The organism is Amycolatopsis sp. NPDC049253, assembly GCF_040678995.1.
Classification (GTDB): Bacteria; Actinomycetota; Actinomycetes; order Mycobacteriales; family Pseudonocardiaceae; genus Amycolatopsis.
Genome location: NZ_JBFAQX010000026.1, coordinates 41,099 through 61,255, shown reverse-complemented (window position 1 = coordinate 61,255; position 20,157 = coordinate 41,099). Strand labels below are relative to the sequence as shown.

Genomic DNA, 20,157 nt, shown 5'->3' with positions numbered 1-20,157 from the left:
ATGGCCGTTGTGCGTATCGGTCAGCCGCGCCCGCGGGGCCGGTTCGGTCCGCCCGCGCGGTAGAGGTTGCCCGGCAGGTCGTGGCCGACGGCGCGTTCCACCACCGCGGCGGCTTCGAGCACCTTGCCGAGGTCGACGCCGGTGTCCACACCGGACTCTTCGAGCAGGTACACCACCTCCTCGGTCGCGATGTTCCCGCTCGCGCCGGGCGCGAACGGGCAGCCACCCAGCCCGCCGACCGACGCGTCGATCTTCGTGACCCCCGCCTGCAGCGCGGCGAGCACGCACGCGAGCCCGGCGCCGCGGGTGTTGTGGAAGTGCACGCCGAGCTCGACGTCCGGGCACGCCTCGCGCACCCGGCTCAGCAGCTCGGTGACCCGCCCGGGCACGGTGGTGCCGATGGTGTCGCCGAAACACAGCTCGTCCGCGCCGAGGTCGACGGCCTGTCGCGCGAGGTCCACGGTGCGGCTCACCGCCGTGCGCCCGTCGAACGGGCAGTCCCACGCCACGGCGAGGATCGCCTCCAGCCGGCCGCCCGCGTCGTGAGCCAGCTTCGCGATGTCCGGCACTGCGGCGACGGCCTCGTCCGTGGTCCGGCGCGCGTTGGCGAGGCTGTGCCCGTCGGACGCGGAGATCACATACTCGAGGTCGGCCATCCCGGCGGCCACGGCCCGGCGCGCGCCGCCGCGGCCGGCCACCAGCGCGGAGAACGCGAGATCCGGCCAGCGGCCGAGCTCGGCCGCGAGCTGCTCGGCGTCGGCGAGTGCGGGCACGGCGGCGGGGGAGACGAACGACGTCACCTCGACGCGCCGCACGCCCGTGGCGGCGACGGCGTCGAGGATGTCCAGCTTGGCGGCCAGCGGGATCGGCGCTTCGAGCTGGAGGCCGTCGCGCAGCCCGACTTCACGCAGGTTCATGCTTGCCTCTCAGACGATTCCGGCTTCGGTGAGCTCGGCCAGCTCGGCGCCGGTGAGGCCGAGCAGTCCGGTGTAGACCTCCGCGTTGTGCGAGCCCGGCCGAGCGGGCCCGGCCCAGCGCACGGCGCCCGGCGTGCCGCTCAGCACCGGCATCACCCCGGGCCCCAGCACTTCCTTGCCGATCGCTTCGTCGAAGTGCGGCAGCAGCATGTCGCGCGCCTGGAACTGCGGGTTGGCGACCACGTCGGCGACGGTGGCGACCGGGCCGACGACCACGCCGGCGGCTTCCAGGATCGAGGTGAGCGTGGCGGAATCGTGGCGCGCGGCCCATTCGCCGACGAGCGCGTCGAGCCGGTCCTGGTTGCGCCCGCGGGCCACGTGGGTGGCGAAGCGCCGGTCGGTCACGAGGTCCTCGCGGTCCATCGCCGCGCACAGCCGTGCGAACACCGTGTCCTGGTTGGCGGCGATGACGATCCAGCGTTCGTCGGCGCAGCGGTAGAGGTTCGAGGGCGCGAGGCCGTCGAGCCGGGTGCCCGACGGCTCGCGCACCAGCCCGGTGGCGTCGTAGTCGGGGATCACGGACTCGAGCATCGCCAGGCACGCCTCGGCCAGCGCGACGTCCACGACCTGGCCGCGCCCGCTCGTCCCGCGTGCGTGCAGGGCCGCGAGCACCCCCTGCGCGGCGAACATCCCGCCGAGGGAGTCACCCAGCGACAGCGCCGCGCGCGGCGGCGGGCCGCCCGGGAACCCGTTGAGGTAGCGCATTCCGCCGATCGCCTCGGCGACCGACGCGTAGCCGGGCCGCCCGGCGTGCGGGCCGGTCTGCCCGTAGCCGGAGACGCGGGTGAGGATCAGGCCGGGGTTGCGGGCGGCCAGCACGTCGAAGCCGAGGCCCCAGCGTTCGAGCGTGCCGGGGCGGAAGCTCTCGACCACGACATCGGCGGAGTCGGCCAGGCGCAGGAACAGCTCGCGGCCTTGCGGGCGGCGCAGGTCGAGCGTGACGCAGCGTTTGTTGCGGGCGTGGACGGTCCAGAAGAAGTGGTGCCCGTCGAGCTCGGCCTGGCCCCACACGCGCAGCGGGTCGGGCCGGTCGGGGGCTTCGAGCTTGATCACGTCCGCGCCGTGGTCGGCGAGCAGCCGGCCGCAGAACGGGCCGGCGATGAGCGTGCCGAGCTCGAGGACGCGGATCCCGGCGAGCGCGCCGGCGGGGAGGTCGGTGGCAGACACGACGCACACCGTAGGAACGCGGGCGCACGGCGAGATATCCGATCGCGGTGGCGGACTATCCGTCCCGTGCGCCGCCGCCGGAAACCGGTCCGCGCGCCGCGGCTATTCGCCCGCGGTTGGCGGATGGTGCCGGGACGGAACTGCTCTTACCGTTGCGGCGCATGGACAACCGGACACGCAGCGAGCCGCCACAGGTCGAGCCCACGCACATGCGCGAAGTCCTCGGGCACTTCGCTTCCGGCGTCGTGGTCGTCACGGCGCTGGCGCCGGGCGGCCCCGCCGGGTTCACCTGCCAGTCGTTCAGCTCGCTCTCCCTCGACCCGCCGCTGGTGTCGTTCGCGCCCGCCCGCTCGTCCGCGAGCTGGCCGAAGATCCGGGCCGCCGGCCGCTTCTGCGTCAATGTCCTCGCCGAAGACCACGCCGGGCTGAGCACCGCGTTCGCCCGCTCCGGCACCGACAAGTACGCCGGCGTCGAATGGCGTCCGGCCCCGTCCGGCGCGCCCGTCCTCGACGGCGTCGCCGCGTGGATCGACTGCACGCTGGAACACGAATACGCGGGCGGGGACCACACGATCGTCGCCGCCCGCGTGCACGCGCTGGGGGCGGATCCTTCGCGCGCGCCGCTGCTGTTCCACCGCGGTGCGTACGGGATCAGTCTGCAGGACTGAGGCTCAGGCCGACACGGCCCGCAGCGTCTCGCGCGGCAGCTCGCCGAAGCGTTCCCGGTACTGCTGCGCGAAGCGGCTCTGGTGGAAGAAACCCCAGCGCAGCGCGATGTCCGTGACCCGCGTGAGGGCCGGGTCGCTGCGCAGCAGCTCGGCCCGCACGTGGTCGAGGCGGATGCGGCGCAGGTGGTTCATCGGCGACTCGCCCAGGACCTGCTGGAACGTGGCGTGCAGCGTGCGCACGCTCATGCAGCCGACCTTCGCCAGCTCCTGCGGGGTGAGGGGCTCGTCGGCGTGGGCCTCCATGTACTCGATCACCGGACCGAGGCGGCTCTGGCGCACGGGGTCGTCGGGCGCGGCGAGGTCGTCGGCGTACTGGTGGCGCCCGGCGTGCAGCAGCTGCGTCATCACGAACGCTTCGAGCTGCTCCCGCGCGATCGGCATGTCGGCGAGGCCGCCGGGCCGTTCGAGCTCGCGGGCGAGGAACTCCACCGACGAGAGCAGGGTGCTGCCGGCGGGCGTGGTGAAGTCGATGCCGAAGTCGAAGTCGAGCACGTCGTCCACGGGGCGGTTGAGGTGCTCACCGAGGTGGGTCTCCAGCGTCCGGCGCCCGATCTTGAGGATGAGCTGCTCCGCGTCCGGCGACCAGCGCACGGTGTTGACCTGGTCGGGCAGCAGCACGACGCCGCTGGTGTGCGCCCGCGTGGTGGCGCGGCGGCCGTCGGTGCGGTCGGCGTCGGTGCGGCCGGCGATGGTGAGGTTGACGTGGTAGCAGTCCTCGGTCGGCGGCATCACGAGCTTCGCGCACGACCGGTAGCTGAGGTAGCCGACGGTGAACATCCGGTCGGCGGTCGAGTTCAGCGTCATGTCGAGCTCGTTGCCGGGCACCGTCAGGTCGTGGTCCAGGTAGATCCTGGTGACCGCGTCGCGGGCCTCCTCGAGCGAGCGGGTGCCGAGCACCCGGTAGCGCGACAGCGGCGCCTCGGCCGGGACGCCCTCGGGACGGGCAGCCATCCGACACCTCCTTGTGTCGTTCATCTGCTCTGTGTCGTCTGTTGCGGTGATCGGGGCAGCTCGACAGTAGGTGCTCTCCGAGGCCCCTTACTAGCCCGAAAGCGCGTGGCGCTATCCGCTGAGTGCAGCACTGCGCGGTCGCGTGTGCTTCTCGTCTCGCCCGGTGGGACGGGCACCTTCGCACGGAGCGGATCCGCGGCTGCCGTCCGGGGATATCGGCGGGCCGCCGCCGATCCCTAGCGTTTCCCGGCATCCCCAGGCGCCAGCCCCCTGCAACGAAGGAGAGGTCGATGACGACCACCTCAGCGCCACCGCTGGAGGAACTCAAGCTCTTCATCCACGGCAAGTCCGTCGACGCCCGCTCGGGCCGGACCTTCGAGTCGCAGAACCCCTACGCCGGCAAGCCGTGGGCCCGGCTCGCGGACGGCGGTCCCGAGGACGTCGACGAGGCCGTCGCGTCGGCCCGGGCGGCGTTCGAGGGCGAGTGGGGCGCGATGACCGGCTTCCAGCGCGCCGCGATCATCCGCCGCTGCGGCGACGCGATCGCCGCCAACGCCGAGCGCCTCGCCCGGCTGGAGGTCAACGACTCGGGCAAGCTCCTGCGCGAGATGCTGGGCCAGCTCAACAGCCTGCCGCAGTGGTACTACTACTTCTCCGGCCTGGCCGACAAGATCGAGGGCCGCACGGTCCCGCCGGTCAACCCGAACTACTTCGGCTACACCCGGCGCGAACCGGTCGGCGTGGTCGGCGCCATCACGCCGTGGAACTCGCCGCTGCTGCTGCTCACGTTCAAGCTCGCCCCCGCGCTCGCCGCAGGCTGCACGATGGTGGTCAAGCCGTCGGAGCACGCGCCGGCCTCCACCGTCGCGTTCGCCGAGGTGCTGCACGAGGCCGGGCTGCCCGCGGGCGTGCTCAACGTCGTCACCGGCTGGGACCGCGCCACCGGCGAGGCGCTGGCCAAGCACCCGGGCATCGACAAGGTCGCGTTCACCGGCTCGTCGGCGACCGGTGCCAAGGTCGCGCAGGCCGCGGTGGCGAACTTCAACCGCGTGACGCTGGAGCTCGGCGGGAAGTCGCCGCAGGTCGTGTTCCCCGACGCGGACCTCGACGCGGCCGCCAACGGCCTGGTCGCGGGCGTGTTCGCGGCCACCGGGCAGACCTGCATGGCCGGCTCGCGCCTGATCGTGCACGCCGACGTCCACGACGCGCTGGTCGAGAAGGTCGTCGCGCGGGCCAACGCCATCAAGCTCGGTGACCCGACCGACGCCGGCACCGAAATGGGCCCGGTCGCCAACCGGCCGCAGTACGAGAAGGTGCTCGGCTACCTGCAGGGCGCGGCCGCGGAGGGCGCGACGTTCGCCTGTGGCGGCGAGCCCGACGCCGCTCGCGGTGGGCTGTTCGTGAAGCCGACCGTGGTCACGGGCGTGACGGCGGAGAACACCATCGTCCGCGAGGAGGTGTTCGGCCCGGTGCTGGCCGTCTACCCGTTCCACGACGAGGACGAGGCGCTCAAGCTCGCCAACGACACGCCCTACGGCCTGGCCGGTGCGGTCTGGACGAAGGACGTGCACCGCGCCCACCGCGTCGCCGCGAAGCTGCGCGCCGGGACCGTGTGGATCAACGCCTACCGCGTGATCGCCCCGAACATGCCCTTCGGCGGCTTCGGCGCCAGCGGCATCGGCCGCGAGAACGGCGTCGACGCGATCAACGAGTACACGGAGAACAAATCCGTGTTCGTCGAGCTCACCGGCGGCACCCGCGACCCGTTCCAGCTCGGCTGAGCCACCACCGTTCCACGAAGGAGACCCCCATGACGATGACCGCCAACGAACGCCTCGGCCTCGCCCCGACGGACCCGCGCCCCGCCGAGGAGACCCGGCCGCTGGTGGACCGGGCCGAGACGAACCCGCTGTTCGGCGACCAGAAGATGAAGCTGGGCCTGTTCGGCACCAACTGCTCCTACGGGCTGATCATGAGCCACGCCCCGAGCACCTACAAGATCACCTGGGAGCACACCCGCGAGATCGCCCGTCGCGCCGACGGCCTCGGCTTCGACGTGCTCGTGCCGGTCGCGCGCTGGAAGGGCTTCGGCGGCTCCACGAACTTCAACGGCAACTGCTTCGAGACCTACGCCTGGGCCGCCGGCCTGGCCGAGGCGACGGAGCGGATCGCCATCGCGTCGACCTCGCACCTGCCGACCGTGCACCCGATCGTCGCGGCGAAGGCCGCCACCACGATCGACCACATCTCGGGCGGGCGCTTCGCGCTCAACCTGGTGATGGGCTGGGTGCCGCCGGAGATGGAGATGTTCGGCGGCGAGCAGCGCCAGCACGACGAGCGCTACGCGTTCGGGCAGGAGTGGATCGACTACGCCATCCGGCTGTGGACCGAGCCCGGCTCGTTCGACGTCGCCTCGAAGTACTTCCAGGGCAACGACGTCGAGGCCTACCCCAAGCCGCACCAGGGCCCCCGCCCGGCGCTGCTCAACGCGGGCAACTCGCCCGCGGGCATCGAGTTCTCCGCGCGCAACGTGGACATCAACTTCGCTTCGCTCGACACGCTGGAGAACATCAAGGCCTACACCGCGAAGGTCAAGGCCAAGGCCCGCGACGACTACCGGCGCGACATCAAGGTGATGACCTACGGCCTCGTCGTCTGCCGCGACACCGAGGCAGAAGCCAAGCGCGCCTTCCAGCAGGTCGTGGACGAGGGCGACTGGGGAGCCGCGGGCAATGTCATCAAGATCGCCGGGTCGGGCGCGAGCCAGTCGTTCGACCACGCGGTGAAGGAGATGCAGGAGCGCTTCATCGCCGGCTGGGGCGGTTACCCGATCGTGGGCACTCCGGAGCAGGTGACCGAGGAGCTCGGCGCGCTCAACGAGGCCGGGATGGAGGGCATGATCTTCGGTCTCATCGACTACAACGAGGAGCTGAAGTACTTCGGCGACAACGTGATGCCGCTGCTGAAGCAGGCAGGTCTGCGCCACTGAGTGGTGCGCCCGGCGGTGCGGCTCCGGGCGGGTGGCCGACCCGTCCGGAGCCGAACGCCTTCCCAGGCTTGCGAAAAGCGGCGGTAGGATCACCGGCCGCGATTTGCGAGGATGGGTGGTGTGAACAGCCCGGACGAGCTGGCGTCGACGCTGCGGGGCTGGCGGGAACGGCTGGTGCCCGGCCGGGCCGGCCTGCCGGTGCACGGGCCGAGACGGGCGCGCGGGCTGCGGCGCGAGGAGCTGGCCGTGCTGGCGGGGCTCTCGGTCGATCACGTCGTGCGCCTCGAACAGGGCCGCGCGCCCGCTCCCGGGGTGCAGGTGTGCGTCGCGCTCGCGCGGGCGTTGCACCTGTCCGACGCCGAGCAGGAACGGCTGTTCCGGCTTGCCGGCCACGAGCTGGGCGGCGGCCGCGTCGGGCGGCTGGTGCCCGAGAGCACCCGGCGGCTGCTGGAACGCCTCGACGACCACCCGATCGCCGTGCACGACGCGATGTGGACGCTCATCGCGTGGAACCGGCCGTGGGTCGCGCTGCTGGGCGAGCCCGCCGCCCGCGACGAGGAGCGCAACGCCGTGTGGCGCCACTTCACCGGCTGCTCGACGCGCACGGTGCTGACCGCGGCCGAGCGCGAGGACTACGAGTCGGCGCTGGTCGCCGACCTGCGGCTCGCGCAGTCGCGCTACCCGCGCGACCCGGACCTGCCGGCGCTCGTCGGCCGGGTGGGCTCGGTGAGCGAGGGGTTCCGCAGCCGGTGGGACGCACCCGGCGTCGACGACCTCGCGCGCCAGCCGACGTGCCTGACCGTGGTGCACCCCGACGTCGGGCGGCTCGACCTCGACCGCGACGTGCTCGCCAGCCGCCACGGAGACCTGCGGATCGTCGTCTGCACGGCCCGGCCCGGAACGGAGTCGGCCGCGCGGCTCGCGTTGCTCGGCGCCCTCGAGTTCGAGTCGATGGCCCCGCCGGGTTGACAGCTACCCGCGGTCGAGGTCCGGCGCGGTGAACCCGCCGATCTCCCGCTCCAGCAGCTCGGCCAGGCGCAGGGGAGTGCGGTCCTCGAACATCGGCCCCACGAGCTGGACCCCGACCGGCAGACCCGCGGGGTCGAGACCGGTGGGCACGACCGTGGCCGGCAGGCCCGGCAGCGTGGCGAGCCCGGCCCACACCAGCTGGTCGCCGTAGGCGTGCTCGGCACCGTCGACGAGGACGCGCCGCTGCTCCTGGTGCGGCGAGTGGTCGTGGGCGAACGCGGTCGTCGGCGAGGCCGGGCAGAGCACCACGTCGTACTCGGCGAACACCGTGCGCCAGGCGTGGCGCTGACGTTCGCGGGCCAGGTCGGCCGCGAACCAGTCGCGGTAGCTCAGCCGGGCCCCGCGCACGCGGGCGGCGTCGAGGCTGTCCTCGCCCGGGGGAAGGTCGGCCAGCAGCTTGCCGAACCGTTCGTAGACCTCGGCGGGGAAGTTCGTGCCGAAGGTCGCGAACAGCAGCCGCAGGTACAGCCGCGCCGACTCGGCGAGGTCGGGCACCAGCCCACTGCCGTGGTCCACGCGGGCGCCGGCCGCGGTCAGCGCGCCGGCCACCCGGGCGAGGCCGGCGCGCACGCTCGCCGACGTCGGGATGTCGGGGTGGTCTTCGAGCACGAGCACGCGGAACTCCGCCAGGCGCTCGTGGCGGGCCGGCGGCAGGCGCACCTCGTAGGCGACCCCGAGCGTGAGCGGATCCGGCTCGGCGAGCAGGTCGAGCAGCACGCTCAGGTCGGCGGCGCTGCGTGCCATCGGGCCGATCACGGCCAGGTCCACCTCGATCGGCAACGCGGGAGCCGGCGGCGGCGTGTGGCCTCGCGACGGCAGCAGCCGGTAGGACGGTTTGTGGGCGTAGACCCCGCAGAAGTGCGCGGGGGTGCGCAGCGAGCCGCCGATGTCCGAGCCCATCGACAGCGCGCCGAACCCCGCGGCCAGCGCGGCCGCCGAGCCGCCGGACGAACCGCCAGGCGTGCGGGCGAGGTCGAACGGATTGGCCGTGGTGCCGTAGATGTCGTTGTAGGTCTGCAGATCGCCCAGGGCCTGCGGCACGTTGGTCTTGCCCAGCAGCACCGCGCCGGCCGCCTTGAGCCGGGCGACGGGCAGCGCGTCCTCGGTCGGGACGTGGCGGGCGAACGGCGGGAGGCCCCAGGTGGTCGGCAGCCCGGCCACGTTGAACGACTCCTTGACGGTGATCGGCACGCCGAGCAGCGGACCGTCCTCACCGCGGGCACGCGCCGCGTCGGCCGCCCGGGCGGCGTCGAGCGCCCGGCCGAAATCGGGAACACAGATCGCGTTGACGGCCCCGTCGTGCTTCCCGATGCGCTCGATCGCCGACTCGGCCAGCTCGACGGCGGTCACCTCACCGGCGCGCAGGGCCGTGGCGAGCTGCCCGGCCGAAAGCAGGTTCGGGTCCATGCGTTCCTCCCCGCGGCGTCGGCGTTCGACGGCGCCCGACGGCGACGTTAGCGGCTCGTCCGGCCGGTCGTCCCGGATTTCGCCGGACTATCGTGGCGCGGCGGGGAAATCGCCCGCCTCGCGGATCTCACGTTTCGGCGCGCCCGCGCGTCTACCCGGTGAGAGGCGAGAAGAAGGGAACGGGGACATGAGCGTTCGGCACACGGTCACGGCGTCGCCGGTCGGCGACCTCACGCTGGTCGCGGACGGCACGGCCCTCGTCGGGCTCTACTTCGAGGGCCACCGGCGGGAACCGCGGCTGGCGAGCCTGGGGCCGCGCTCGGACGAGGGTTTCGCCGAGGCGATCCGGCAGCTGGGGGAGTACTTCGCGGGCGAACGCCGGGAGTTCGACCTCGAGCTGGCGCCCCGCGGATCCGGCTTCGAGCGCAAGGTGTGGGACTTGCTCACGAAGATCCCGTACGGCGAGAAGCGCACGTACGGCGAGCTCGCCGCCGAGCTGGGCGACCCCGGCGCCGCGCAGGCGGTGGGCAACGCGAACGGCTGGAACCCGATCAGCATCGTCGTGCCGTGCCACCGCGTGGTCGGCGCGAGCGGGGGCCTGACGGGGTACGCGGGTGGCGTGGACCGGAAGCGGTTCCTGCTGAGCCTGGAGGAGCCGCCCGCCGAGGACGACGGCAGGCTGTTCTGAGCCCGCGCCCGTTCGACGAGCTCGTCGCGGACCACGGGGCCATGGTGCTGCGGGTCTGCCGGGCGGTGGTCGGCCCGCACGACGCCGAGGACGCGTGGTCCGAGACGTTCCTGGCCGCGCTCAAGGCCTACCCCGACCTGCCGGCCGGTGCGAACGTGGCGGCGTGGCTGGTCACCATCGCGCACCGCAAGGCCGTGGACATCACCCGCGCCCGCGCGCGCCACGCCGTGCCCGTGGAGCGGACCCCCGACGAGCCGAGCCGCACCGGCCGGCCGGAGGACTGGGACAGCGACCTGTGGGACGCGTTGGCCGCGTTGCCGGACAAGCAGCGGGCGGCCGTCGCGTACCACTACCTCGGCGGGTTCCCGTACGAGGAGGTCGCCGCCATCACGGGCGGCACCGCGGCCGCCGCCCGCCGCGCGGCCGCCGACGGGGTGAAGGCCCTGCGCGCGGCGTCCCGCCGAGGCGAGCTGGAAGGAGCAGCGCCATGACCACCGATCTGTTCGCCGCGCTGCCGGTGGACGACGAAGCCACGCAGGACCGCCTGCGCGCGCGACTGATCGCCGCGGCCGACCGCGACGGCCTGCTCGACGTCGCCTACCGCACCCTCGACTCGCCCGTCGGCCCGCTGCTGCTGGCCGCGACCGGTGCCGGCCTCGTGCGGGTCGCGTTCTCCGTGGAGGACCACGGTTCCGTGCTCACCGAGCTGGCCGCGGCCATCAGCCCGCGGGTACTTGCCGCGCCGGCCCGTCTGGACGCGGTGTCTCGTGAGCTCGACGAGTACTTCGCCGGCCGGCGGCACACGTTCGACGTCGCGGTGGATCTGCGGCTGGCCAAGGGTTTCCGCCGCGAGGTGCTGCGGCGGCTCGGCGAGATCCCGTACGGCAGCACGCGCAGCTACTCCGAGGTCGCCGCCGCGGCGGGCAGCCCCAAGGCGGTGCGCGCGGTCGGCACGGCGTGCGCGCGCAATCCGGTTCCGCTGGTCGTGCCGTGCCACCGCGTGGTGCGGTCCGACGGCAGCTCCGGGCGGTACCGCGGCGGCGAAGACGCGAAACTGGCGTTGCTGGCCTTGGAAACGACGGCCTGACGGGGCTTCGTCAGCGGTCGTCCTGGGCGAGGCCGTCGGCGGCGTCGAGACCGAGGATCGCCAGCAGCAGCGCGCAGTCGTCGACGTCCTCGGCCGCCGAAGCGACCAGGCGGACCACGTGGCGGCGCTGGTCGTCGGGCAGGTCGCGGGCGCTGTGCAGGTCGGCGACGGACGGCACCGTCGTGCGCTTCACGGCTGCCCGCCAGGGGTGCCGGCGCGGGCGCGTGGGGGAGGGGTGCGTGGGGCAGGGGCGGTCATCGAGCCTCCGTTCTTTCGGCCTCGGGGGCCGCCGCCGGGGGCCGGGGCGGGGACCGTTCAGCATATCCCGTTCCGGCCTGCCCGGTGGGGTGACGAGTGGCGGGAAAACGCTTCCCCGTGGGACCCGGCGGGGCTCCGGTCCACTGTGGATCTTCGATTCGGACACGGACTGTGCCCGGCCGCTCGCCGGAACCACCCGGGTGGCCGAGCGACCACCGGCCTGCACGCGCCTAATCTGTGAACTTCTTGCCCAGGACCCCGGCGACGGCGATGGTTTTCACGCGGGATCGGGGTGACCGGGTTGGCGGGGGACGAGAGTCCGCGCAATCCGTCCGTAGAGGGCGGCGATCTGAAGACCGGAAGCGCTTTCCGAGACTGGCCGTTGCGCCACGGTGGCGGGTATCCACCGGGCTGGCGGGTGCGGTATCGGTGCCGGGTGCGGCGTGCCACTCGGGAATCCGCAGAACCTTCGTGGCAGGAGAAGACGGGCACGATCGCGGGACGCAGCCTGCGCGACGAGCACACCAGCACCACCTGGGTCCCGGTGCGTCCGCGCGGTACCGCTGCCGACACCCCGGTGAGCCTGGTGCGGGCCACCGACATCCTCGACGCCTGCCCGCCGGCCGGGAGTGCGAGCCGGGCCGGGGAAGCACCTTGGCCGACCTGATGATCCACTGAGGACGGTGCGCCTGTTCGGGTGAAAAACCCAGGAACCGGAAATCATGGGGTAGATTCGCCGACGAGGCCCCGGACCCGGCTTCGCAGTCCTGGGCAGGCGAAGGGTGGAGGCGGATGACCAACGGACTCGAGGCGGAAACCGGGCCGTTCGCGGTGGGGCGGAAGTTCGCCTATCTGGCCCGGGAAGACGACGGGGTGACAGTGCGGACCGGGGTGGTCGCGGGCGAATGCGTCGACGCGGCCGCGGTTTCGCACGTGCCGATCGTGGACGCCGAAACCCCGGATCCGCGCTCCAGCAAGCTGGTTCCGGTCACGGACGTCACCGACGCGGCGCAGGGCCGTAACCGCCATTCGGCGGGCAACCGGCCGCGTTCGTTGCCGTGGCGGGTTTTTCACGTCGGGCGCCATCGGCGCGCCTGAGCGGGTTCAGCGTGCGGCGCCGGACCGGATGACGGTCGCCGGGCCCGGCGGGGGAGATTCCACGGAGTCGTCGGGGGCTTCGTGGGCGACTCCCGCTCGGTCGAGGACGGCTGTCACACCGGGGTTCCCGGCGCGCACGCGAAACCGCTCGCCGCCGAGCGCGGCCACGGAATCCGGACCGAGGCCGGTGCACGCCGTCAGGTCCACCACCACGGCGGTCGCCCGCAGGGTGACGGCTTCGGCGAGGTGCGCGACGAGCACTGCGTCACCCGCGGGGCTGAGCTCGCCGGAGACCTCGACGGTCACGAGCCCGCCGCTCACGAGCGTGCGCACCCGTGAAACCCCGGGCAGCGCAAGGACTTGCGGCACATCGACCTTCGGCTGATTCTCCACGGACATCCTGCGCCTCTCCGGAAACCCGCGGTGGCCGGGGACTGGGGTCCACGTGGATGCCCACAGTCTATGCCGCGCGGGGCGTAACCTCGATCCGTGGAGGGACCGAGGGTGATCACCGTCTTCCTCGTCGACGACCACGAGCTGGTGCGCCGCGGCGTCGCCGAGCTCGTGGAGGACGAGGACGACCTCACGGTGGCGGGCCAGGCCGCCTCGGTTGCCGAGGCGCTGGCCCGGATTCCCGCCGTGCGCCCGGATGTCGCGGTGCTCGACGTCCGCCTTCCCGACGGCGACGGGGTCCGCCTGTGCCGCGACCTGCGTGCCGCCCTGCCGGGGCTGCGCTGCCTGATGCTCACGTCCTTCACCGACGAGCGCTCGATGGTCGACGCGGTCCTGGCCGGCGCCGACGGCTACGTCATCAAGGACATCAAGGGACTTCAGCTCGTCGACGCGATCCGCCGCGTCGCCGCCGGCCTCAGCCTGCTCGACGAACGCGCGGTCGCCGCCCTGATGGCGAAGCTGCGCGAGAGCACGCGCGGCCCCGGTCCGCTCGCCGCGCTGACCGACCAGGAACGCGTACTGCTGGACCTCATCGGCGAAGGGCTGACCAACCGGCAGATCGCCGAACGGATGTTCCTGGCGGAGAAGACGGTGAAGAACTACGTCTCCCGCTTACTGGCCAAACTCGGCGTGGAACGTCGCACGCAGGCGGCGGTCCTGGTGACGGCGGTCCGCGACGAGGAACGCCGGGCCGGCGGCTGAGCACGCTGCCGCGCTGCCCGGCGCAAAGCGTTGCGCGGGCGAGTGATCCTGTCTGCCGGAAAGAGAACGGAAGTTCTCCGCGCGAAGGTGATGCGTTCGGAATCGGAGCCGGGTCACGGCCAGCCGCGGGAGAACGGACGTTCGTCGCTCGCGACCACGGTGTCGAGGTCGGTGTGGGGTCGCAACGGGACGGGGGCGCCGTGGCCGAGGCGCAGCAGGGCCTGGGGCCACACGCCGCCGCCGAGGAGGCGGCGCAGTTCGCGGCGCCGGACGGGAGTGAGGGTGTCGGACCAGTGGGCGGCGGACAACCCGGCGGCCGCCGCCGTGAGGAGGACGCGTTGCACGGCCTGGCCGGCCTGCAGCTGGGCGAGCGGGGTGTCGTGCAGCGAGCCGACGGCGACCAGCAGCCGGCCGGGTGCTACGGCGAAGTCGGTGCACGCGGTGCCCTGGGGAAGCATGATTTCGCACAGCTGCGGCAATTGCGCGTCGCCGATCGTGGCGAGCCAGGCGCGTTCGAGCTCGGCTGCCTTGCGGAGTTCGCGTTGCACCGCAGGAGGCACCAGGGCCGAGCTGAACGGGCTGCGGTTGCCGCGCCTGAGCCGGATGGCCTCGACGAGGCGGCGGTCTACCGGCGTCACCGGTTCGAGCCCGCGCGGGCGCACCACGGCGAGCAGGTCGGGCCGCGTGGCGGCGGGCAACAGCCGCACGTCGGGGTGACAGCCCTGGGCCTTGACCGCAAGCCGGAGGTTCAGCAGCGCCGCGCCGCAGTCCAGCAGCTGCCCGCGGCGGCCGCCCGCGGCCGGGCCGGCGTGGAGCTCGATGGACCCCGGCGTGCACAGGAACCGCCACGGCCGGGTGTCGTGCAGCGGTGGCGGGTTCGTCGCGGCGAGCAGCACGGATCGGACCTGGCGCGCGCTCAGCCGCCCGACGGGTATGACTCCGGCCTTCATGGGTCACCTCCGCGCCTCGGTCCCACGCTGCGCCCGCGCGCCGTTGCGGGTCTAGTGCCGAACGTCCCGCGAACCGGGTCCAAGGTCGCCGTTCACGGGTGACCCCGGCCCCGGATCGGTGTGCCACAGTGACGGGATGCCGGACGTCGACCGGGTATCCGCCGCCGCTCCGGCCGGCGACCGCGACCGGCTGGACGCGCTGCTCACGGCCGTCCTCGGCCTGTCGGCCGGACTGGAGCTGGACGGCACGCTGCGCAGGATCGTCGCGACCGCCGCGGACCTCGTCGACGCCCGCTACGGCGCGCTCGCGGTGCTCGACGCCGACGGTGCCACCACCGGCTTCGTCGTCACGGAACTCGACCACCTCGACCGCTCGCGCACCCGGAGTGCCGGCCGCGGTTCCCTTCGCGTCGCCCTGCGAGCGCGCGGCGCTTTGCTCGGACGCCTTTACCTCACCGGAAAACGCAGCGGCACAGGGTTCACCGACGACGACGAACAAGCCCTCGCCGCACTCGCGGCCGCGGCGGGCATCGCGTTGGACAACGCGCGCCTCTACGAGGAAGCCCGCAACCGCCAGCGTTGGCTCGAAGCCACCGGCGAAATCTCCGCCGCCCTTCTCGGCGGCACCGAGATCAGCGAGGTGCTGCGCCTGATCGCGAGCCGCGCCGCCGGTCTCACCGGCTCCGTCGACGCGCTGATCGCCGTGCCCGCCGGCGAAGACGCGCTCGTCGTCACCGTGTGCGCCGGTCCGGACTCCGACGCCCTCACCGGCCGCCGGATCCCCGTCGCCGGCTCGACGGCGGGTGCCGTGCTGCGCGACCACGTGCCGCGCAGCGTCTCCGGGCTGGCCGTGGATCTCGCCGACGGCCCGCGCGTCGACCTCGGCCCCGCGCTCGTCGTGCTGCTGCGCTCGGGCGAGTCGATCGCGGGTGTCCTGCTCGCCGTGCGCGCTCCGGGCGCGGCGCGGTTCGACGAGCAGGAGCTGCAGATCGTGTCCGCGTTCGCCGACCAGGCCGCGCTCGCGTTGCGCGACGCCGGAAACCAGGCCGCCCGCCGCGAGCTCGACGTTGTGACCGACCGCGACCGGATCGCCCGAGACCTGCACGACCACGTGGTCCAGCGGCTGTTCGCGGTCGGGTTGCAGATGCAGGACACGCTGCGCCGGGCGGGAACGTCCGCCGTCGCCTCGCGGCTGGGCCGGCACATCGACCAGCTGCAGGAGGTCATCGAGGAGATCCGCAGCGCGATCTTCGAGCTGCACCCGGCCCCGGGGCGCTGTGGCGGCCTTCGCGCGCGCCTCCGGCACGCCGTCACCGAAACCACGGGCGACTCGGCGATCCGCACCACCGTGCGGCTGTCCGGCCCGCTCGAACGGGTGCCGCCGATCCTCGCCGAACACACCGAAGCCGTGGTCCGCGAAGCCGTGAGCAACGTGCTGCGCCATGCCCGCGCCGGCGAGCTCGCCCTCACCGTGGCGCTCGGCGAGCACCTCGTGGTCGAGGTGTCCGACACGGGCGTGGGCCTGCCGGCCGGGGTGGCGCGCAGTGGCTTGCGCAACCTCGAACAGCGCGCGAGGGAGTCGGGTGGCGCGTTTCGCGTGGAGTGCCCGTCCTCGGGCGGCACCCGTCTCGTGTGGACGGTCCCCGTGAGCCCGGCTCACGCGGTGGTCTCCGGACGGTTACGGTGAACCCGCCGAGGGCCGCGGCCCTGGTGGGTGCGGTCACAGCGTGCAACACTCGAAGCCTGTCCTTCCCCTTCGGGCGCTGCCCGGCGCGGGCTCCGGACCTCGGCGAGGTGGGACGCCACCACCGAGCGGCCGGGAGGTTCCGCACGGGGCGCGCCCGCGGTGCGTCACCCGCCCACCTCCGGCGGTTCCCGTGCGGAACGTCCACTTCGGACCGAAGCGGGCATCCGCGGCCCCTCCGGTGGCCGAGGTGAAGGAGGTACGACCGTGAACACCGCCTACCCTGTCCGCGTCGACGCCGAGCTGGACGAGCCGTTGTCCCGCTGGCTCTGGCTCGTGAAGTGGCTGCTGGCGCTGCCGCACTACCTCATCCTGGCGCTCCTGTGGATCGCCTACCCGTTCGTGGGCCTCGCGGCGTTCTTCGCGATCCTCGTGACGGGCCGCTACCCGCGTTCGCTGTTCGAGTTCACCGTGGGCGTGCTGCGGTGGAGCTTCCGCGTGCAGTACTACTCCTACGCCGCGCTCGGCACCGACCGGTACCCGCCGTTCACCTTCGGCGACGTGCCCGAGTACCCGGCGCGGCTGCAGGTCGAGTACCCGCAACGGCTCTCCCGCGGGCTCGTGCTCGTGAAGTGGTGGCTGCTGGCGCTGCCGCAGCTCATCATCGTCGGGCTCTTCGTCGGCGGCGGCACGTGGCTGTTCACGCGGCCGGGCCGGGACGACTTCACCTGGGCGGCCGGTGGCCTGGTCGGCATCCTGGTCCTGATCGCCGCGATCATCCTGCTGTTCACCGGAAAATACCCGCGCCCGCTGTTCGACTTCATCCTCGGGCTCGACCGCTGGGTGCTGCGGGTGGCCGCCTACGTGTCGCTGCTGACCGACCGGTACCCGCCGTTCCGGCTCGACCTCGGCGGCAGCGAACCGAGCGGACCGGCGCCTTCGCCGGAACCGCTGACCCAGCCGCCGCCCGGTTCCGCGGCCGAGCCGGGGACACCGCCGTTCAGCCCGCCCACGACACCACCCCCGAGCGGATCCGGTCCGGCGGCCACGGGCTGGACGGGCGGCCGCATCGCCGCCGCCGTGTGCGGCGCGGTGCTCGTGCTGTTCTCCACCGGCCTGCTTTCCGGTGGCAGCGCGCTGATGTGGGCCGACCGCAACCAGCGTGACGCCGACGGCTACTTCTCCGCCTCGGCACCGTTCAACGCTTCGGGTTACGCGCTCGCGAGCGACCCGGTGCAGCTGCACGGGCTGGGCACCGGCGGGCCGGACCTCGCGGCGATCGTCGGCGACACGCGGATCCGCGCCACCGCCGTCGACGCCGCGCAGGGCGTTTTCATCGGCATCGCGCCCGCCGCGAGTGCGGCGCGGTACCTCGCCGGCGTCGAGCACACGACCGTGACCGACTTCGGCGACCGCGGCGCGGTCGGCGTCGACAACCCGGGCGGCGCGCTCGCGACCCCGCCGCAGCTGGCCGGGATCTGGGCCGGCCAGGCGTCGGGCCCTGGCACGCAGTCCGTGGCGTGGCCCGTGCGCGACGGGGACTGGACCGTCGTGGTGATGAACTCCGACGGCTCCCGCGGCGTCGCCGTCGACGCGGAGGCCGGCGCGACCGTGCCGGCGATCGGCTGGTTGTCGGTGCTGCTCGTCGTGGCCGGCGTGGTGTTCCTGGCCGGTGGCGTCGCGTGCATCTGGCTCGCGGCTCGCGGCGCTTCGGGGCACCGGGCCCGCACGCCCGTGCCGGTGGCCGGAGGAGATCCCGGCGACAGGGGGCGAGCACCGTGACCCGTTCGGCCGAGTGGTTCAGGCGGATGTGGCACGCCCTGCTCCCGCGGGGCGGCGTGGTGGTCCGGCCGTCGGACCGGTTCCAGGCGGTGGTGGTGGCGGTCTTCGTGGTGCTCGCGCTGCTGGCGGTGCCGTTCGCCGGCGTCCTCGGATCGGAAACCGCCGCACAGCGTGGAAACCAGGCCGCCGAGGAAGCGGCGAGCCGCCACCGTGTCGAGGCGACACTGCTCGTCGACGGGCCGCCGGCGCAGGCGGTCGGCCCCGACGGCGTGCCCGGTGGCCCCCAGCCGCGCGACGCCCGGTGGCCGCTGCCCGGCGGTGGATTCCGGGTGGCGCAGGTCGACGCGGAACCACTGGCGAAAGCCGGGGACGCGGTCGTGGTGTGGCTCGACCGGGCCGGCGACCCGGTGCCGCCGCCGCTCGACCCGCGCACGGCCTCGGTCGAAGGCGCGATGACGGGATTCGGGACGTGGGCGGGGTTCTGCGCGCTGCTGAGCCTGCTCTACGGCGCTCTCGTCTTCGGGCTCGACCGCCGGCGGCTCACCCGCTGGCAGCAGGAGTGGACGCTGGAGCTGGACCGCAAGACGCGGTCCTGACCGGCCGGAGACTGAGCAGGACCGGAGAAACGACCGGAGAAAGGCGGGATGGCGGATGCTCACCATGACCCGATCGGCGATCGCGGCGATCGACCGGATCACCGAGGCACACCACGTCGGGCGGCGAGGCGGTTGCCGCCTGGTTCTCGACGGGCCGCCCCGGGCCGGGGCGGCGGTCGAGATGGAGGTGGCGACGTGCCCGGCCAAGGGTGACGATGTCGTCGCGATCGACGACACACAGCTGTTCCTTTCGCGCGAGGCCAGGGTGGGGCTGGCGGAGAAGGTCCTCGACGTCCGTGAGGACCTGGAGGGCCACTACACGTTCCTGATCGCGAACGCTCACCGGTGACGCCGGGGGACCGCGGTTCCCCGCGCCGAAATGAGTCCCGACGGCGGAAACCGACGCATCGCGCGCCGGTGTGGGTGAGCGCTGCGGCGGCGCCGGTGTGCCGTGCGTGCGTCGCCCCGGCACCGCTCGACGGCGCCGCGGCTCTCACTGGGTGAGGACCGTGGTTGCCGGTGCCCGGCCTCGTTGCCGTTCGGCGCCGGGAAATCCTGCGGACGACCGGCGTGCCGATCACCCGGAGTTGGACGTGGCAGTGGAAAAGGGACCACTATGAGTACCAAGGGCGAGATGGGGGAGGTGGCCGACGTGGGTGACCGAGAGCGGCTGATGATCAACGCGTTCGTGTCGATGGCCGACACACTGGTCGACGAGTACGACGTCACGGAACTGCTGCACACCTTGGCACAGCGCTGCGTCGAGCTGCTCGGCGTCGGCGCCGCCGGGCTGACACTCGCGGACGAGCGGGGCAATTTGGAAGTGCGGGCGTCCTCGACGGAGCAGGACGCGCTGCGGGAGCTGCTCAAGCTCGGTGTCGACGAGGGGCCGGGTGTGGACTGCTTCCGGTCCGGGGTGGCGGTGCACGCGGTCCCGATCGGCGCGTACACCCCGCGGTGGCCGCGATTCGCCGCGGCGGCGCAGCGGGCGGGGTTCGCCTCGGTGCACGCGCTGCCCCTGCGGCTGCGCGGGCTGACGATCGGCACGCTGAAACTGTTCGGCCGGGCGAACGTGCCGGCCGAGGATGTCGAGCTGGCGCAGGGCCTCGCCGACACCGCCACGATCGGGATCCTGCAGGAACGCGCCATCCGCCGTGGCGAGGTGCTCTCGGGCCAGCTGCAGTCGGCGCTCAACAGCCGGGTGGTCATCGAGCAGGCGAAGGGTGTGCTGTCGGTCAGCGGCCGCCTGTCGATGGCGGACGCGTTCACGGCGCTGCGCCGCTACTCGCGCAGCAACAACGCCCGGCTCAGCGAAGTCGCCCGCTCGCTGGCCGAACGCGAGCTCGACCCGGCGGTGGTGCTGACGCGGGTGTTCCGCGACAACTGATCACGGGTTCCCCCGCTCCGCCGGAGCTTGTTCCCCGGCGGCCGGCGGCAGCCCGGGGGCGACTGTCCGGTGTGGACTCTCCGGGTCCCGCACCCGGACGCGGTCGATCATCCTCTGCGCTTCGGCCTCGGTGAACCGGCCCTGACGCACGTAGCCGACGATCGCGGCCACGGTGCTCAGGTGCGGTTCGGCGATGCCCGTCAAATCCATGGAATCCACGGCGG

The 20,157-nt window shown here is 73.2% G+C and carries 23 protein-coding genes; 15 read left to right on the top strand and 8 right to left on the bottom strand.

The annotated features are described in order from the left end of the window. Positions 1–20: 20 nt before the first annotated feature. On the bottom strand, positions 21–917 hold the full coding sequence (locus AB0K15_RS37535) for a hydroxymethylglutaryl-CoA lyase (protein ID WP_364061874.1): 897 nt from the start codon (positions 915–917) through the stop codon (positions 21–23). Positions 918–926: 9 nt separating this feature from the next. Then, on the bottom strand, positions 927–2,144 hold the full coding sequence (locus tag AB0K15_RS37530; RefSeq protein ID WP_364061871.1) for a CoA transferase: 1,218 nt from the start codon (positions 2,142–2,144) through the stop codon (positions 927–929). Positions 2,145–2,305: 161 nt separating this feature from the next. Here AB0K15_RS37530 and AB0K15_RS37525 point away from each other — a divergent pair, with 161 nt between their 5' ends. Further along, on the top strand, positions 2,306–2,812 hold the full coding sequence (locus AB0K15_RS37525) for a flavin reductase family protein (RefSeq protein ID WP_364061868.1): 507 nt from the start codon (positions 2,306–2,308) through the stop codon (positions 2,810–2,812). A gap of 3 nt (positions 2,813–2,815) precedes the next feature. Here the strand turns inward: AB0K15_RS37525 and AB0K15_RS37520 are convergent, their stop codons facing one another. Continuing rightward, a complete protein-coding gene (locus AB0K15_RS37520) occupies positions 2,816–3,823 on the bottom strand; it encodes an AraC family transcriptional regulator (protein ID WP_364061865.1) in 1,008 nt (335 codons plus the stop codon). 290 nt (positions 3,824–4,113) lie between these two features. Here AB0K15_RS37520 and AB0K15_RS37515 point away from each other — a divergent pair, with 290 nt between their 5' ends. From AB0K15_RS37515 to AB0K15_RS37505, 3 genes are all read left to right on the top strand, one after another. Further along, on the top strand, positions 4,114–5,604 hold the full coding sequence (locus AB0K15_RS37515) for an aldehyde dehydrogenase (RefSeq protein ID WP_364061863.1): 1,491 nt from the start codon (positions 4,114–4,116) through the stop codon (positions 5,602–5,604). A gap of 29 nt (positions 5,605–5,633) precedes the next feature. Then, a complete protein-coding gene (locus tag AB0K15_RS37510; protein ID WP_364061860.1) occupies positions 5,634–6,812 on the top strand; it encodes an LLM class flavin-dependent oxidoreductase in 1,179 nt (392 codons plus the stop codon). Between the two features lie 120 nt (positions 6,813–6,932). Beyond that, positions 6,933–7,781 carry a helix-turn-helix domain-containing protein gene (locus tag AB0K15_RS37505; protein ID WP_364061857.1) on the top strand — a complete coding sequence of 283 codons (849 nt, stop codon included), beginning with the start codon at positions 6,933–6,935 and terminating at the stop codon, positions 7,779–7,781. A 3-nt stretch (positions 7,782–7,784) separates the two neighbouring features. Here AB0K15_RS37505 and AB0K15_RS37500 read toward each other — a convergent pair whose 3' ends face one another. Then, a complete protein-coding gene (locus AB0K15_RS37500) occupies positions 7,785–9,248 on the bottom strand; it encodes an amidase (RefSeq protein WP_364061854.1) in 1,464 nt (487 codons plus the stop codon). Positions 9,249–9,435: 187 nt separating this feature from the next. On the opposite strand from AB0K15_RS37500, the gene AB0K15_RS37495 reads away from it, so the two are divergent. Genes AB0K15_RS37495 through AB0K15_RS37485 form a run of 3 tightly spaced genes read left to right on the top strand, consistent with a single transcriptional unit; the run spans position 9,436 to position 11,023 of the window. Beyond that, positions 9,436–9,936 carry a methylated-DNA--[protein]-cysteine S-methyltransferase gene (locus AB0K15_RS37495; protein ID WP_364061851.1) on the top strand — a complete coding sequence of 167 codons (501 nt, stop codon included), beginning with the start codon at positions 9,436–9,438 and terminating at the stop codon, positions 9,934–9,936. After that, a complete protein-coding gene (locus AB0K15_RS37490; protein ID WP_364062025.1) occupies positions 9,933–10,427 on the top strand; it encodes an RNA polymerase sigma factor in 495 nt (164 codons plus the stop codon). Before AB0K15_RS37495 ends, AB0K15_RS37490 begins: the two co-directional genes overlap by 4 nt. Then, the gene (locus AB0K15_RS37485; RefSeq protein ID WP_364061848.1) at positions 10,424–11,023 is read left to right on the top strand and encodes a methylated-DNA--[protein]-cysteine S-methyltransferase; all 600 of its coding nucleotides are present in this window, start codon (positions 10,424–10,426) and stop codon (positions 11,021–11,023) included. The genes AB0K15_RS37490 and AB0K15_RS37485 overlap by 4 nt, the downstream gene beginning before the upstream one ends. A gap of 10 nt (positions 11,024–11,033) precedes the next feature. On the opposite strand, the gene AB0K15_RS37480 is transcribed toward AB0K15_RS37485, so the two are convergent. After that, positions 11,034–11,216, bottom strand: coding sequence for a hypothetical protein (locus AB0K15_RS37480; RefSeq protein ID WP_364061845.1), 183 nt, complete (start codon positions 11,214–11,216; stop codon positions 11,034–11,036). Between the two features lie 501 nt (positions 11,217–11,717). On the opposite strand from AB0K15_RS37480, the gene AB0K15_RS37475 reads away from it, so the two are divergent. Beyond that, the gene (locus AB0K15_RS37475; protein WP_364061842.1) at positions 11,718–11,948 is read left to right on the top strand and encodes a hypothetical protein; all 231 of its coding nucleotides are present in this window, start codon (positions 11,718–11,720) and stop codon (positions 11,946–11,948) included. Positions 11,949–12,073: 125 nt separating this feature from the next. Beyond that, positions 12,074–12,379, top strand: a complete 306-nt coding sequence (locus AB0K15_RS37470) for a hypothetical protein (RefSeq protein ID WP_364061839.1) — start codon at positions 12,074–12,076, stop codon at positions 12,377–12,379. Between the two features lie 6 nt (positions 12,380–12,385). Here AB0K15_RS37470 and AB0K15_RS37465 read toward each other — a convergent pair whose 3' ends face one another. Further along, positions 12,386–12,778 (bottom strand): hypothetical protein, encoded by a 393-nt coding sequence (locus AB0K15_RS37465; RefSeq protein WP_364061836.1) that lies wholly within the window; start codon positions 12,776–12,778, stop codon positions 12,386–12,388. A 105-nt stretch (positions 12,779–12,883) separates the two neighbouring features. On the opposite strand from AB0K15_RS37465, the gene AB0K15_RS37460 reads away from it, so the two are divergent. Beyond that, complete coding sequence (locus AB0K15_RS37460; protein ID WP_364062022.1) at positions 12,884–13,534, top strand: response regulator transcription factor; 651 nt, start codon at positions 12,884–12,886, stop codon at positions 13,532–13,534. Positions 13,535–13,647: 113 nt separating this feature from the next. On the opposite strand, the gene AB0K15_RS37455 is transcribed toward AB0K15_RS37460, so the two are convergent. Next, a complete protein-coding gene (locus AB0K15_RS37455) occupies positions 13,648–14,484 on the bottom strand; it encodes a hypothetical protein (protein WP_364061833.1) in 837 nt (278 codons plus the stop codon). Between the two features lie 136 nt (positions 14,485–14,620). On the opposite strand from AB0K15_RS37455, the gene AB0K15_RS37450 reads away from it, so the two are divergent. The 5 genes from AB0K15_RS37450 (at position 14,621) to AB0K15_RS37430 (ending at position 19,933) form a co-directional block, all read left to right on the top strand. Further along, positions 14,621–16,171 (top strand): GAF domain-containing protein, encoded by a 1,551-nt coding sequence (locus AB0K15_RS37450; RefSeq protein WP_364061830.1) that lies wholly within the window; start codon positions 14,621–14,623, stop codon positions 16,169–16,171. A gap of 264 nt (positions 16,172–16,435) precedes the next feature. Beyond that, the gene (locus tag AB0K15_RS37445; RefSeq protein ID WP_364061827.1) at positions 16,436–17,950 is read left to right on the top strand and encodes a DUF4389 domain-containing protein; all 1,515 of its coding nucleotides are present in this window, start codon (positions 16,436–16,438) and stop codon (positions 17,948–17,950) included. Next, positions 17,947–18,546, top strand: coding sequence for a hypothetical protein (locus tag AB0K15_RS37440; protein ID WP_364061824.1), 600 nt, complete (start codon positions 17,947–17,949; stop codon positions 18,544–18,546). Before AB0K15_RS37445 ends, AB0K15_RS37440 begins: the two co-directional genes overlap by 4 nt. Before the next feature lie 64 nt (positions 18,547–18,610). Next, positions 18,611–18,895 carry a hypothetical protein gene (locus AB0K15_RS37435; protein WP_364061821.1) on the top strand — a complete coding sequence of 95 codons (285 nt, stop codon included), beginning with the start codon at positions 18,611–18,613 and terminating at the stop codon, positions 18,893–18,895. A gap of 267 nt (positions 18,896–19,162) precedes the next feature. Then, the gene (locus tag AB0K15_RS37430; protein ID WP_364061818.1) at positions 19,163–19,933 is read left to right on the top strand and encodes a GAF and ANTAR domain-containing protein; all 771 of its coding nucleotides are present in this window, start codon (positions 19,163–19,165) and stop codon (positions 19,931–19,933) included. On the opposite strand, the gene AB0K15_RS37425 is transcribed toward AB0K15_RS37430, so the two are convergent. Then, a complete protein-coding gene (locus AB0K15_RS37425; protein ID WP_364061816.1) occupies positions 19,934–20,152 on the bottom strand; it encodes a hypothetical protein in 219 nt (72 codons plus the stop codon). Positions 20,153–20,157 lie beyond the last annotated feature (5 nt).

Coding starts and splice junctions, on each gene's coding strand:
- AB0K15_RS37535 (WP_364061874.1), bottom strand. CDS start 917: ATGAACCTGCGTGAAGTCGGGCTGCGCGACGGCCTCCAGCTCGAAGCG.
- AB0K15_RS37515 (WP_364061863.1), top strand. CDS start 4,114: ATGACGACCACCTCAGCGCCACCGCTGGAGGAACTCAAGCTCTTCATC.
- AB0K15_RS37520 (WP_364061865.1), bottom strand. CDS start 3,823: ATGGCTGCCCGTCCCGAGGGCGTCCCGGCCGAGGCGCCGCTGTCGCGC.
- AB0K15_RS37435 (WP_364061821.1), top strand. CDS start 18,611: ATGACCCGATCGGCGATCGCGGCGATCGACCGGATCACCGAGGCACAC.
- AB0K15_RS37510 (WP_364061860.1), top strand. CDS start 5,634: ATGACGATGACCGCCAACGAACGCCTCGGCCTCGCCCCGACGGACCCG.
- AB0K15_RS37470 (WP_364061839.1), top strand. CDS start 12,074: ATGACCAACGGACTCGAGGCGGAAACCGGGCCGTTCGCGGTGGGGCGG.
- AB0K15_RS37430 (WP_364061818.1), top strand. CDS start 19,163: ATGAGTACCAAGGGCGAGATGGGGGAGGTGGCCGACGTGGGTGACCGA.
- AB0K15_RS37465 (WP_364061836.1), bottom strand. CDS start 12,778: ATGTCCGTGGAGAATCAGCCGAAGGTCGATGTGCCGCAAGTCCTTGCG.
- AB0K15_RS37450 (WP_364061830.1), top strand. CDS start 14,621: ATGCCGGACGTCGACCGGGTATCCGCCGCCGCTCCGGCCGGCGACCGC.
- AB0K15_RS37500 (WP_364061854.1), bottom strand. CDS start 9,248: ATGGACCCGAACCTGCTTTCGGCCGGGCAGCTCGCCACGGCCCTGCGC.
- AB0K15_RS37495 (WP_364061851.1), top strand. CDS start 9,436: ATGAGCGTTCGGCACACGGTCACGGCGTCGCCGGTCGGCGACCTCACG.
- AB0K15_RS37485 (WP_364061848.1), top strand. CDS start 10,424: ATGACCACCGATCTGTTCGCCGCGCTGCCGGTGGACGACGAAGCCACG.
- AB0K15_RS37455 (WP_364061833.1), bottom strand. CDS start 14,484: ATGAAGGCCGGAGTCATACCCGTCGGGCGGCTGAGCGCGCGCCAGGTC.
- AB0K15_RS37525 (WP_364061868.1), top strand. CDS start 2,306: ATGGACAACCGGACACGCAGCGAGCCGCCACAGGTCGAGCCCACGCAC.